Origin of the sequence: Rathayibacter tanaceti (genome assembly GCF_001634385.1) — a bacterium.
Taxonomy (GTDB): domain Bacteria; phylum Actinomycetota; class Actinomycetes; order Actinomycetales; family Microbacteriaceae; genus Rathayibacter; species Rathayibacter tanaceti.
The window spans coordinates 1-13,578 of record NZ_LIIN01000086.1; the positions used below are offsets into that span (position 1 = coordinate 1).

Sequence of the window (13,578 nt, forward strand, 5' to 3'; positions counted from 1 at the left end):
CCCCGTCACCGTGGTCGACGCGACGACCTGCTCGCCTCGCCGGGCGCCGTCACCGCGATCGCCGACGCGGACGCCTCCTGCACGGTGCTGCTCGGGCCGGCCCTCGCCGCCCAGCCCGAGCCCGAGTGGGCCGTGCGCGCCGCCGCGAGCGGCTGGCAGTTGCCCGGCGGCGGCCAGCGGCTCTTCGGCGGCCATCTCTTCGTCGCGATCTACGGAACGCCGGGGGCGCCGGTGCTCGGTGTGCTCGGCGAGCAGAGCCTCGAGCCCACGATCGCGCGGGCGGAGACGGTAGCCGAACCGTACCGCGCCCTCACCGACAAGAGGGTGGTGCCGAGCCTCGAGATCATCACGACGGTCGCGGCCGGCGACCCCGGCTCCGACGGCGACTACTCGAACGAGCTCGACGCCGCCGACCTCCGCCCCTACATCGACGCCGCGCAGGAGGCCGGGATGTACGTGGTGCTCGACCTGCAGTCGGGGCTCACCGACTTCCTCACCCAGGCGAAGCGGTACGCGGATCTGCTGCGCCTGCCCAACGTGGGGCTCGCCCTCGACCCGGAGTGGCGCCTGATGCCGGGGCAGAAGCCGCTCGAGCAGATCGGCCGCGTCTCAGCGGCCGAGGTCGACAGCGTCTCGGAGTGGCTCGCCGACCTCGTGCGGAGCGAGGGCCTGCCGCCCAAGATGTTCGTGCTGCACCAGTTCCGGCTCTCGATGCTCCAGGACCGCGATCGGATCCGCCTCGACCGCCCGGAGCTGGAGTTCCTGATCCATGTCGACGGCCAGGGCTCGCAGCCCGACAAACAGGCCACCTGGGAGGCACTGCACCAGGGCGCCCCCGAGGGCCTCGCCTGGGGGTGGAAGAACTTCTACGACGAGGACCGGCCGATGCTGACCCCTGCCGAGACCATGGACGAGGTCCGCCCCCTCCCCGACCTCGTCACCTACCAGTAGCCCGCCCCGTTCCCGCCCATGAGGCTGGAGCGGTACGGCGAGGACGGCGGTCAGGAGTGGTGGCGCGCCTGGAGGATCGTGGTGTGCGTCAGCGGCGATGGACACGAGCCGGCATCGTCGATGCGGCGCGACCACGCTCCGGCCAGCGCGTGCGGTCTCGTCGTGCCTCTCCCGTCGTGATCGCCGTGCTGCTCTCGACTCGTACCGGGTAGGGAACCCGTCGAGGCCTCCGCCGTGTGCACCGTGGCCCCTCAAGGCGGGCATGCGGTCTCCGGCGAGGGATCGGCCGGGGTGCACGGCACCGTCGCACCGCGGGGGCTCAGGCGCCGGAGCGGGCGCCCTCGCGCAGGCCCTCCTCCTTGGCCTGCTGCACCAGAGTGGCGATGCGGCGTCGGGAGCGGGCGCGTCCGGCGAGCAGGGCGGCGAGGACCAGACCGACCCCCAGGAGCGCGAGCAGCTGCGGGAGCGGCACGGCCGTCACAGTGACCGATTCCGTCACCGGCGACACAGTGGCCTCGGCCTGGTCGGGCGCGACGACGGTCGGCGCGACGGTCAGGTCGGCGCCGACTCCGAACAGCGGCCAGACGCCGTCGAGCTGCACCGAGACGCTGCGACGGTCGCCCGGCAGCAGCTCCTGCTGCACGCCCTCGGCAGCGACGAGCGGAGCGGAGGTGCCCTGCGCGCTCGCCGTGCCGTCGAGCAGCAGGCGCACGTTGCCGGTGTTGACCACGTCGGTCACGAGCGAGAGGGAGCCGGGCTGGAACGGGTTCCACGAGAGCCGGTAGTCGCCGGCGACGTTCTCGACCGAGAGGGCTGGAGCGACCTCGCCGGTCACCCGCGTCATCACCCGGAAGCCGATGCGGCTCTCGACTCCGATGCTCGAGCCGCCGGTCTCTGCCCCCTGCGAGACGACGGACGCGGCGATCCCGGCCGCGTGGTCGCCGGGAGTCGCAGTGTCGGGCACCGTGACCGTGAACGGCACGACCCCGCTGCCGCCCGGGTCGACGGTGACCGTCTCGGGAGCCGAGATCCAGGTGCCCGCGTCGACCGACTCCTGGTCGGAGTTCAGCATGGTGAAGCGGCCCTTGTCGGTGAAGTAGCCGTCGGCCGCGCTGATCCTGAAGGTCACGGGCTGGTCGCTGAGGTTGCGCACGACGGCCTCGTCCGAGGCCCCGGTCCCCGGTGCGAGGTCGAGCTCGACCCACGAGCGCTTGTCGGGTACGCCGTCGGTCGACGGGCTGACCGCCCAGGTGATGGCCCCCTCCTCGGCCGCGGACTGCGGGGCGACGCCGATCGCGAGCAGGGCGACGACCAGCGCCAGCAGCGCGGGCAGGACGGGGCGGCGGGGAGTGGCGGAGCGGCGCGGAGCAGTCATCAGAACCTCATGGTGGCACGGGGAAGCAGGACGCGGCCGGGCCGGCGAGCCCGGCCGCGACGGCCGTGGAAGCCGGGCGCGGGGAGGGCCCCCGGTGCCCGGCCGCGGGTCATTCGAAGAGCGACAGGGTGACGGTGGAGCTGTAGGCGCCCGCGTCCACGTTCACCGGCGTGCGCAGGAACAGGTCGGCGTCGGCGCTCCAGGTGCCTTCAGCGTTGATGTCCTGCGAGTCGATGGCGAGGGCGAGGAGCTCCTCGCCCTGCAGGCCGACTCCGTTGACTCCGCCGTCGATGGCGGTGTCGACCTGATCGCCCGCGGCGACGAGTCCGGACTCGCCGCCCTCGACCAGGGCGGGGGTCCAGCCGAGGTTCTCCGGGCCGATGACACTGGTGCTGTCGGGCGAGGTGAACGGGCTGGCTGTTCCCAGGACGTACCAGCCGGCGTCGTCGGGAATGTCGGCGGCGTCGCGCGTGTCGGTGACGGTCACGGTGGGGAGCTTGCCCGTGAACTGGCGCCGCACGTTGTCCGACCCGGACTCGGTGAGCACGGTGGAGGTGCCGGCGACGGTCATCGAGAGGGCGCCGGTCCCGGGGAGCTCGGCGATGTCGACGTTCACGTCGACGTCATCGCTGCCGTAGGAGGTGGGGTCCTCGGCGGCGACGGCCGTTCCGGCGACTCCGAGCAGGAGGACGCCTCCGGCCAGGCCTGCGGCGCCGCGGATCAGAAGGGATCGGGTGTTCATATCGGGTGTTCTCCGTTCTCCGGCCGGCGTCGTCGCCGGCTCGATCTCAGTGGGTGTCGGGTGGAGCGCAGTCAGCCGCAGTGGGCTGCTGAGTAGGGGGCTGTCGTGGAGGCGGTGGCCGGCGCGCCGCCGACGAAGGCGGTCGCCGTCGTGGTCACTGCGTCGCCGGTCACGCTGGTCGTCCGGGTGCTGAACGCCGCCGAGACGGTGGCGCCGGGGGCGACGTCGGCGACGCTCTTCGAGCCCCAGGGGGAGCGGACCACGATCCTCGCGGCGAACGCGTTGGTGTTCGTCGCGACGGCAGTGACGACGATCTTCCCCGCGATGCAGCGCGTGCCCGCGGTGGCGGTGACCGCGATCGGCGCAGTCGGGACGACCTGCGGCGCGACGCTCTCGAGGGTGGGCGTCACCTTCTGCATCAGGCCGGTCGCCGGATCGAAGCCGACTCTGTCGATCGTCGTCTCGCGATGGGTGCCGTCGCCGCCGGGGATCGCGAAGCGGTGGTAGGCGATGTACCAGTCGTCGGTGCCGGGGACGTTCACGATCGAGCTGTGGCCGGTGGCGAGGATCCCGAGCGAAGGGTTCTTCTCGAGGATCACCCCGCGGGAGGTCCATGGTCCGCCGATGCTGGTGGACGTCGCGTAGCCGACCCGGTAGTTCTCGGAGCCGGTGTCGTCGATGGAGTAGGTGAGGTGGTACATCCCGTTCCGATAGTTGACGAAGGTCCCCTCGCGGAAACCGGTCAGACCGCTGATCCTCTCGGTGGTGCCTGCCCTGATCGAGAGCATGTCGTCGGACAGCTCGGCGTAGACCGGGGTGCCGTTTCCCCAGAAGAGGTAGCTCTTCCCCGTCTTCGGGTCGGTGAACGCGGCCGGGTCGATGGCCTGGCCGGAGTTCACGGATTCGCCGTTGGTGATCATCGCGGTGGGCTGCGCGGTGAACGGGCCGAGCGGGTTGTCCGCGACCGCGACTCCGATCGTCTTGCGGTTCAGCGACGCGTTGTGGCCCGAGAAGTAGAAGTAGTACTTCCCGCCCTTCTCGATGATCGTCGGCGCCCACGCGTTGCCGGTCGCCCACGGCACGTTCCCATTCGCGCCGTCGAGGGTGAGGATCGGCGTCGCCGAGCGGGTCCAGTCGACCAGGTTCTTCGACGACCAGACGAAGAAGTCCTTGCCGCCCCAGCCGGGGGTGCCGTCGGTCGTCGCGTAGACGTAGTAGGTGTCTCCGAAGACCGCGATGTTCGGGTCGGCGTACAGGCCCGGGATGATCGGCGACCCCATGGTGACGGCCTTCAGGGTCCAGGTGGTCGCTGTGCCTCCGCCGGCGGGCGTGAGCACGACGGTCTTCGGGCTGGAGAGGTCGCGGACAGTGCCGGAGGCGGGACTCGCCGTGACTCCGCCGGCGGTGACGAAGGCTGGGGCGAGCCTCGTCAGGTCGGTGCCCGGCTTCACCGGGAAGGTGACGGTGCGGGAGGCCGGGTCGACGATCGGAGCGGTCTTCAGCACGTCTCCGCTGAGCGTCACGTCGACCAGAGCCGTCGTGTTGCCGGAGGCGGCGAGTACCTCCGACGCACTGAGCGCCCGGTTGTAGATCGCGAACTCTCGGATCTGGCCGCGGAAGCGGTTGTCGGCGGTGTAGTTCGAGCGGCCGATGGCGTTGGCGGTGGTGGTGCCGCCTCCGATGTCCTTCGGGTCGGTCGTGACGGTGCCCGAGCCGACAGTGACGCCGTCGAGGTAGATCGTGGCCGTCGTGCCCGAGAGCGTGTAGGTGAGCTGCGCCCACCTCCCTCGGGGCAGGGCCGAGCCCGACGTGACGGTCTGCTCGGTGGTCCAGTTGCCGGTCGCGAGGCTCGTGCGGTAGTTGTTCCCCGAGGTGAAGAGGTAGCCGTCCCCCGCACCCGAGGTCGTGTTGCCGAGGCCGTAGATGAAGTACGCGCCGCTCTGCGCGGAGTCGATCCAGACGTCGGCCTGGACGCTGACGTCGGTGACCCCGGCGAGGAGGTCGTTCGGGAGCGCGATGTAGTCGTCGGTGCCGTCGAGCTTCACCGAGCCGTTCTGCCAGGTGCCGCCAGAGACGATCGTGCCGTTCTGCCCATTGCCCGAGACGTCCTGCACGGTCGTCCCCGATCCTCCGTCGAAGGAGTAGCGGAGGATCTCGCCCTTCGTGTTCGCCGGTGTGGGTGTCGGTCCCGTCGAGGTGCCGTACGCCGCGAGCAGCCGCGTCTCCTCCGCGCTCGAGAGCCGCAGCACGGAGCCGTGCCGGAAGGGCTTCGAGAAGGAGTACGTGTTCGCACCCGTGGCGCCGGTGGGCAGCGCCGTGAAGCGCAGGCTCGCGAGCGAGTCGGTCACGGAGGCGCGGTAGCCGCCGGAGTCGCCCATCACGACCCAGCGGCCGTCGGGCAGCTGGTAGACGGTCAGTCCTTCGATGTGGTCCGACAGGCCGTGGGCGGTGTCCTCGCCGCGGGCGATGACGCGCGTCCACGGGCCGGCGAGGCCCGAGGCCGTGTCGACGACGGTGCGCCAGTCCGAGGTGGAGAAGCGGTAGTAGGTGTCCCCCTCCTTCGCGAGGGTGGTGTCGATGATGTTCGGGCCGTCGGCGTCGTTGGTCGACGAGTTCTCGTCGAGCCAGACGGTCGGAGTCGAGAAGTGCACGAAGTCGCGCGTCGTGCTGACGTAGACGCGCAGCGCCCAGTCGTCGGTGCCGACCTGCGTCTTGTCGCGACCGGACCAGTAGACGTAGTACTGGCCGGTCGTCTCGTCCCACGTCGCCTCGGGGGCCCAAACGTTGCCCGCGTTCGGGGAGCCGGCGAAGACGAGGCTCTGGTCGCTCCAGGTCACGAGGTCGGTGGAGCGCCAGACGACGAGCTTCTGGCTGGCGTTCACCTGGTCCCACGAGCCTCCGCCCGCGGTTCCCTCGGCGTGCAGGTCGGTGCCGAGGATCCAGTACTCGTCGCCGGTGGCGGAGCGCACGAGGTGCGGGTCGCGGACGCCGAGCGTGCCGGCGAGGTTGGCGAGCACCGCCTTGTCGCCGTTGAGCTTCGACCAGTGCAGGCCGTCGGTGCTCGAGCCGAGGTAGATCTTCTCGTAGTCGGTCGAGGCGAAGTGGGTCCAGAGGTAGCCCGCGTCGTACGCCGTGTCGAGTCCGGCGGGAGCGGCGGTGACGGTGACGGGCAGCTGCCGGGTCGCTGTGGTGCCGGCGATCGTCGCGGTCAGCGTGACGGCGGTCGAGGCGGCTTGGCGTGTCACGACACCGGTGGTGCTGAGCACGGCCGCGTTCGAGGAGGACCAGGCGACGTCGTAGGCGCCCGCCGTGGCGGGCAGCGTGACGTTGCCGCGGATGTCGTCGGCGTGGACGATCGAGAGGGCGTCGAGCGCCTCCTGCGGGGCAGTGTTCACCGCGGCGGCGGCGGTGCTCGTCTGGCCGATGGTGGGGCTCGCGGTCGCGCTCGCGGGCTGGGCGGTGAGGAGGGGGACCGTGAGCGCGACGGTCGTCGCGAGGACGAGTGGTCGCAGGAAGGGCTTCATCGCGCTTGCTCCTAGGTCGGCACCATTGCAGAGGGAGGGGAGGCCGACGTCCGAGCCAGCGATGTTCACGGTAACACGATGGTGAGGTCGCCGTGAAGGGCCTCGCCGGCGGTCTTTCCGCACGGCGGCATCGACGACGGCTGTTCGCTCGCTCGGCCGGATCCTCGGTTCAGCGGGTGAAGACCTCGGGCAGCGGGCCGGTGTCGCCAGAGGTGCCGACGATGGATCCCGTCGCTCCGTCGATCATCACGACGAGCCAGTCGAGGTCGATCGGCTGTGCGCCGAACGTCGGCCGCCGGAGCGACCGACCCGGGGACCGTGCTGATCACCGCGGTCGCCACCGCCGTGGTGCTCCTGGTCGGATGGGCAGCGCTGAATCTCCGGCCTCGGCGTGGCGGTGACCGCGACTGACGGCGGCGCGACGGCGTCGGCTCGGAGGCGTCGGCGCTGAGGCGGCCGCGCAGCCCTCAGCGGTCCGCGAAGCCTCCCGAGCGGGCCGACACCTCCCAGCCCTGATCCGCCAGCCAGCGCAGACCGAGCGTGCACACCGCGCGCGAGCCGTCTCGTCGCGAGTGCCCGCGGACCTCGGCGCCCACCCGTGTCGGCACCAGGTCGTCGTGGACGTCGATGGACCGCCCGTCCGGCGCGATGTCTCCGCAGCTGCGCACCACCTGCTCGCGGAGCTCGGTCGAGGTCGCCGGGACGACTCGACGGAGGGCATCGGGGTCGGACGCGTCCAGCGCGCCGAGGATGTCGGTGACCGTGCTCCGGTCGGCGCGACCGGAGGCACCGTGCCGGCCGTCGGGTCGTCCCCGATCATGACGGCCGCGCCCACGATCGCGACCAGCAGAAGCAGCAGCAGGCCGAGTCCGACGACCCGCCGGGCGAGGCGACCACCCCGGGTCCCCGGCCGGTGGAACTCGGCGTCGGGAGAGAAGAACCACTCCGAGCTCATGGCAGTCGCTCCGATCGGGGAGGCGGCGCCTGGCTCCCGGGCGGGACCGGCTCCTTCGAGCATCTCTCGATGCTGCCCACCGTAGGGGAGCCGGTGCCCTCTGAGCACAACCTCAGCAACAACGACCGGTGCCCCCTCGTCCGTGGGGACGAGGGGGCACCGGTCGGGGCGGTGGGCCCGGTCAGGTCTTGCTGCGGGCCATGACGGCGCGCTGCAGGAGCACGAAGACCAGGAGGATGCCTCCGGTGATGATCGTGGTCGCCTCCGGCGGGATGCCGCCGTCGCGGGTAATGAGGACGTTCATCAGGCCGAGGACCAGGGCGCCGACCACAGAGCCGAGGACGAAGCCGACGCCGCCCGTAAGTAGCGTGCCGCCGATGACCGTCGCCGCGATCGCGTCGAGCTCCCAACCGGTGCCGGTGATGTTCTGCGCGCTGCCGAGGCGGGCCGTGTAGACCACTCCGGCGAGACCGGCGAGGGTTCCGCTGACGGTGTAGATGAACAGCTTGGTCCGCACGACCGGCAGTCCCATCAGGGCCGCCGACTGCTCGGAGCCGCCCATCGCGTAGACCGTGCGGCCGAGGCGCGTGCGGTGCAGCACGAAGAACGCGCCGGCCACCACGAGGATCGCGATGATCACGCCCGGGCTGATCACGAAGTCGTTCACCTTCGGACCGTCGATCAGCTTGATCGGGGCGGCGAGGCTCAGCACGGCCGAGTCCTCGGGGAGCCGCTCCGGCACGGTGCTCAGCATCGAGGCGAGACCGCGGGCGAGGAACATCATCGCCAGCGTCGCGATGAACGGCTGGACGGCGAAGTACTGGATCAGCACGCCCGAGATCACGCCGAAGAGCGCACCGATCAGGACCATCACGACCATCACGAGCCACGGGTTCCAGCCGGCGTTGATCAGGAGCACCCCGCTCACGCTGCTGAACGCGATCACCGCGCCGACCGAGAGGTCGATGCCGCCGGTGAGGATCACGAAGGTGAGTCCGACGGCGAGGATGATCAGGTGGGCGTTGTTGACCAGCAGGTTCGAGAGGGTGCTGGCCTGCAGGATCCGCCCGTAGGCGGACTCTCCGTAGACGATCATCCCGAAGAAGATGATCAGCGCCGCCAGCGTGGGCAGCTTGTCGAGGTGCTGGCTCAGCCAGCCGCGCGCCCCGGAGGCGCGCTTCGTGCTCGCCGGAGGGGCGGAGCGGGTCATCACGGCACTCATGCGGGGATCGCCTCTTTCTGCGGGACACTGCGACGTGCCTCGCGACGGGACGTGAAGGCGGAACGGACGCGCTCCGACTGGAGCAGGCAGAGCGCGACGATGACGATCGCCTTGAAGGCGGGCGTCGCGGAGGACGAGACTCCGAGGAACACGACGGTCTTGTCGAGGGTGGCGATCAGGATCGCGCCCACGGCCGCTCCGGTGATGGTGAACTTTCCGCCGGCGAGCGAGGTGCCGCCGATGACGACCGCGAGGATCGCGTCGAGTTCGAGCTGGTAGCCGGTGCGCGAGACGTCGACCGTCATCACGCTCGCGGTGGCGAAGACGCCCGCGACACCGGCGAGGATGCCGCTGCCGATGTACGCGGTCATCAGGAGGCCGCGGCGGTTGATGCCCGCGAGGCGGGCCGCCTTCGGGTCCATGCCGATGGCCTCGATCATCAGGCCCAGCGCGCTGCGGCGCACCAGGACTCCGACGACGACGACGATCGCGATGGCGAGGAGGAACACGACGGGGAGCCCGAAGACGTACCCGTTCGCGAGCCAGCGGAACGGCTCGTTGGTGGCGGCGGTGTTCTGCCCGCCGGTGATGACCTTCGCCAGGCCGCGGCCGGCGAGCATCACGACCAGGGTGCTGATGAAGGGCTGGAGGCCCACCACCGAGACGAGGACGCCGTTCACGGCTCCGAGCACGGCGGCCACCAGCAGGGCGACCGCGAAGGCCCCCGCCGCGGCGCCCAGCGAGTCCGGCGCACCGGCGGAGTTGAGGAACTCCATCGAGACCGCGCCGGCGACCACCATGATCGAGCCGACCGAGAGGTCGATGCCCCCGGTCGCGACGACGAGGCACATGCCCACGGCGATCATCAGGATCGGAGCGGCGGCGCGGGCGATGTCGATGACGTTGCCGACGAGGTAGCCGGTGGTCGGGCTGACCGAGACGGCGAGGTAGCCCGGGTCCTTCACGACGTTGACGAGGAGGAGCAGGGCGATCGCCACGACTCCCCAGAAGTATTGGCGGCGGATGATCCCGCCGAGGACGGATCCCCGGGCGGGTCGGGTGTCGCTGCTCATGATGCGGCCTCCTGCGTGGCGCTCTCGAGGACGACGACGTCCTCGTCGACGACTCCCTCTGCGGCGATGGTAGTGACGATCGACTCCGCAGTGACAGCGGGACCGTTGAGGATCTCCGCGATCACGCGGTGGTCCTTCAGCACGATGATGCGATCACTGAGGCGGACCACCTCGTCGAGCTCGGACGAGATGAACACCACGGCGACGCCCTCGCCGGCGAGGGCGACGACCTTCTCTTGGATCTCGGCCTTCGCTCCGACGTCGATGCCGCGGGTCGGCTCGTCGAGGATGAGGATCTCGGGGGCGGTGGCGAGCCAGCGGCCGAGGAGGACCTTCTGCTGGTTGCCTCCGGAGAGCTTGCTGATCGGGCGGTCGGGGTCGGCCGGGCGCACGTTGAGCTCGAGAGGTACTTGCCGACGATCTCGTCCTTCTCCTTCTTGGAGAGGGGGCGCGCCCAGCCGCGCTTGGCCTGCACGCCGAGGATGAGGTTCTCGCGGACCGAGAGGTCGCGGATGATGCCCTCGTCGCGGCGGTTCTCGCTCGAGAACGCGATCTTGTGCGCGAGGCCGGCGGTGGGCGTCGGCACGTCGATCTTCGTGCCGTGCATCGTGATCTCGCCCGTGTCGGGCTTGTCCACGCCGTAGATCAGGCGGGCGAGCTCGGTGCGCCCGGAGCCGAGGAGCCCGGCGAAGCCGACGACCTCGCCGCGGTGCAGCGTCAGGTCGGTGCTCTCGATCGAGCCCTTCTTGCCGATGCCCTTCGCCGTGTAGAGCGGAGCGTCGCGGTAGAGGTGGTCCTGGCTCTCGCGCTCGGAGTCGAGGGAGCGCAGCGCCGCGATGTCCTTGCCGATCATCTTCGAGATCAGCGAGGTGCGGTCGAGGTCGTGGGTCAGGTACTCGCCGACGAAGGTGCCGTTGCGCAGCACCGTCAGACGGTCGCTGATCGCGTAGACCTGGTCGAGGAAGTGCGAGACGAAGAGGATCGCGACGCCCTCCTCGCGGAGGCGCCGGATGACGACGAAGAGGTTCTCGACCTCGTTCGCGTCCAGGCTCGAGGTGGGCTCATCGAGGATGAGCACCCTCGAGTCGCTCACCGTCGAGCGGCTGATCGCGACGAGCTGCTGCATCGCGATCGAGAGCGACGCGAGCGACTGGCGGGTGTTGAGGTGGCCGAGGCCGAGCTTCTCGAGCGCGACCTTCGCCGCCTGGTGGGTGGCCCTCCAGTTGATGCCGAAGGGTCCGCGGATCTCGTAGCCGAGCATCACGTTCTCGCCGATGGAGAGGTTCGTGACGAGGTTGACCTCCTGGTACACGGTGGAGATCCCCGCGGCCTGCGAGTCGGCCGTGCCGGTGAGGCGACGGGTCTCCCCGTCGACCACGATGTCTCCGCTGTCGATGCGGTAGACGCCGGTGAGGGCCTTGATGAGCGTGGACTTGCCGGCGCCGTTCTCACCCATGAGGGTGTGGACCTCGCCCGGGAACAGGCGGAAGTCGACGCCGTCGAGGGCTTTCACGCCGGGGAAGCTGATCGAGATGTTCTTCATCTCGACGATCGGAGGCGAACCTGTCATGTCGCGTCGTTTCCGTTCTCGAGCGGGGCGCAGCCGAGCGGGTGCGCCGGGGGGCGGAGCGACCGGGGCCGGCGGGAGCGCCGACCCCGGTCGCTCCGGGGGAGTGGTGCCGCGTCGGTGACGACGCCGGGCGACCAGTGGAGCGGAGCGGCTAGAACGTGCGGTCGGGCAGCACCGTGGCCGCGGCCTCAGGCGAGTCGAAGGTCTCGCTCGGGACGACGATCGAGGACTCGACCGTCTCGCCGGCGAGGGTCTTCTCGACAGCGTCGAGCGCAGTGTCGCCGAACAGCGGGTTGTACTCGGCGACGAAGCTCAGCTCGCCGTCGGCCAGCGCCTGGAGGGCGTTCTTGGTGCCGTCGATCGTGGCGATCTTGACGTCGGTGCCGGGGGTGAGGCCGGCCTCCTGGACGGCCTGGACCGCGCCGAGGCCCATCTCGTCGTTCTGGGCGAAGACGAGCTGGACGTCGTTGTTGTTCGACTTCAGGACGGTCTCGAAGACGCTCTTGGCCTCCTCGGTCGACCAGTTCGCGGTCTGCGCGCCGACCTTGGTGAACGTCGAGTCGGCGCCGATGACCTCGTCCCAGCCCTCGTTGCGCTCGTTGACGACCGAGACTCCCGCGGGGCCCTCGAGCGTGAAGTACTTCGCGCCGCTCGGGAAGGTGGTCTTGGCCCAGTCGGCGACCGAGGTGCTGACTGCGATGTTGTCGGGCGCGATGCGGGTGACGTAGAGGTCGCTGTTGTCCGGCTCGATGCCGCGGTCGATCAGGATGACCGGGATCTCGGCCTCCTGGGCGCGCTCGAGCGAGTCCTCCCAGCCGGAGCCCTCGGTGGCCGAGAGCAGGATGATGTCGACGCCCTCGTCCACGAAGGAGGTGAAGGAGTCGATCTGCGACTTCTGGTCTCCGTTGGTGGCGGGGGCGTACTTGAGGTCGAAGCCGGCGTCCTTGGTGAACGTGTCCTCGATGTTGGTCTCGTTCGCCTGGCGCCATGCGCCCTCGGGGCCGACGGCGACGAAGCCGATCGTGGTGAGGTCACCGCCCGAGCCGGAGCCCGAGTCGGAGCCGCCGGAGCAGCCGGCGAGGCCGAACGCGAGTGCGCCGACTGCTGCGAAACCCAGGAACTGGCCGATACGTCTCGTCGTGGACATAGATCTCCTCCTTGAGATCGCGGGCGCGGTAGAGCGCCCGAGATGGTGGACCGCGTCGGGCCCTGAACACGGGCCTGGCGGCCCGAGGTGCGGTGAGTGCAGGATGTGCAGTGGGCGCCGGCCGAAGCAGCGCCGCCCCCGAATGTTACCGTGAACAAAATGCGACCCGCAACAGCGTGCCCGTCGGTCTCGGTAACGATCCGGTCGCGGAGGCCGGCTCTCCCCACCTCGGCTCCGAGTGCGCGACCCCTCGTGGGCGAAGAGGAACGTCAGTCGTCGGAGTCGTCGTCGCGGTCGGCCGCGATCATCTCGACGATCGTGTCGACCGTCAGCCACGGGCCGTTGCTGACCTCGCCGATCTTCTCGCGGTCCTTGAACACCACGATGCGGTCGCTCAGGCGCACCACCTCCTCCAGCTCGGAGGAGATGTAGACGACCGAGACGCCCTCCTTCGCGAGCTGCGAGACGTGCGCCTGGATCTCGACCTTCGAGGCGACGTCGATGCCGCGCGCCGGTTCGTCCAGGACCAGCAGCCGCGGCCGGGTCGCGAGCCAGCGCGCGAGGACCACCTTCTGCTGGTTGCCTCCCGAGAGGTACTTCACCGGCAGGTCCGAGTCGCCCGGGGCGATGTTCAGGGCCTCCACGTAGGTGCGCACGAGAGTCTCGGTCTCGGCCGCCGACAGCGGATGAGCCCAGCCGCGCAGCGCCTGCAGGCCCAGCACGATGTTCTCGCGGACCGAGAGGTCGCCGATGATGCCGTCCTCGCGGCGGTTCTCGCTCGAGTGGGCGATGCGGTGGCGGAGGCCGGAGACCGGGTCGACGATGTGCGCGGGCTCGCCGTCGATGAGAACCTCGCCCGTGTCCGGCTTCTCGACTCCGCTCACGAGCGAGGCGAGTTCGGTGCGGCCCGAGCCGCGCAGGCCCGCGAAGCCGACGATCTCGCCGCGGTGCAGTTCGAGATCGGTCGGGCCGACGGCTCCGCGGCGGCCGATGCCGCGAGCCCGGTAGATCGCGGGGCC

The 13,578-nt window shown here is 70.4% G+C and carries 8 protein-coding genes and 2 pseudogenes; 1 reads left to right on the top strand and 9 read right to left on the bottom strand.

Annotated features, from left to right (window positions below):
- A pseudogene (locus tag ACH61_RS17430) lies at positions 1–951 on the top strand (hypothetical protein); the annotation flags it as partial.
- A 319-nt stretch (positions 952–1,270) separates the two neighbouring features.
- Here ACH61_RS17430 and ACH61_RS10775 read toward each other — a convergent pair.
- The 9 genes and pseudogenes from ACH61_RS10775 to ACH61_RS10815 all read right to left on the bottom strand — a co-directional run.
- Positions 1,271–2,326, bottom strand: coding sequence for a WxL protein peptidoglycan domain-containing protein (locus ACH61_RS10775; protein ID WP_082845203.1), 1,056 nt, complete (start codon positions 2,324–2,326; stop codon positions 1,271–1,273).
- 109 nt (positions 2,327–2,435) lie between these two features.
- Positions 2,436–3,068, bottom strand: coding sequence for a hypothetical protein (locus ACH61_RS10780; protein ID WP_068211982.1), 633 nt, complete (start codon positions 3,066–3,068; stop codon positions 2,436–2,438).
- Positions 3,069–3,139: 71 nt separating this feature from the next.
- A complete protein-coding gene (locus tag ACH61_RS10785) occupies positions 3,140–6,592 on the bottom strand; it encodes a family 43 glycosylhydrolase (RefSeq protein ID WP_068211984.1) in 3,453 nt (1,150 codons plus the stop codon).
- Between the two features lie 467 nt (positions 6,593–7,059).
- Positions 7,060–7,260 (bottom strand): hypothetical protein, encoded by a 201-nt coding sequence (locus ACH61_RS10790; protein ID WP_153038839.1) that lies wholly within the window; start codon positions 7,258–7,260, stop codon positions 7,060–7,062.
- Positions 7,261–7,728: 468 nt separating this feature from the next.
- Complete coding sequence (locus ACH61_RS10795) at positions 7,729–8,769, bottom strand: ABC transporter permease subunit (protein WP_068211988.1); 1,041 nt, start codon at positions 8,767–8,769, stop codon at positions 7,729–7,731.
- Positions 8,766–9,842, bottom strand: a complete 1,077-nt coding sequence (locus tag ACH61_RS10800; RefSeq protein WP_068211990.1) for an ABC transporter permease — start codon at positions 9,840–9,842, stop codon at positions 8,766–8,768. Before ACH61_RS10800 ends, ACH61_RS10795 begins: the two co-directional genes overlap by 4 nt.
- Positions 9,839–11,412 (bottom strand): annotated as a pseudogene (locus ACH61_RS10805) (sugar ABC transporter ATP-binding protein). The gene ACH61_RS10800 and the pseudogene ACH61_RS10805 overlap by 4 nt, the downstream one beginning before the upstream one ends.
- A gap of 151 nt (positions 11,413–11,563) precedes the next feature.
- Complete coding sequence (locus ACH61_RS10810) at positions 11,564–12,559, bottom strand: ABC transporter substrate-binding protein (protein WP_068211993.1); 996 nt, start codon at positions 12,557–12,559, stop codon at positions 11,564–11,566.
- Between the two features lie 269 nt (positions 12,560–12,828).
- A partial coding sequence (locus ACH61_RS10815; protein ID WP_153038840.1) for an ATP-binding cassette domain-containing protein occupies positions 12,829–13,578 on the bottom strand: 750 nt, incomplete at its 5' end.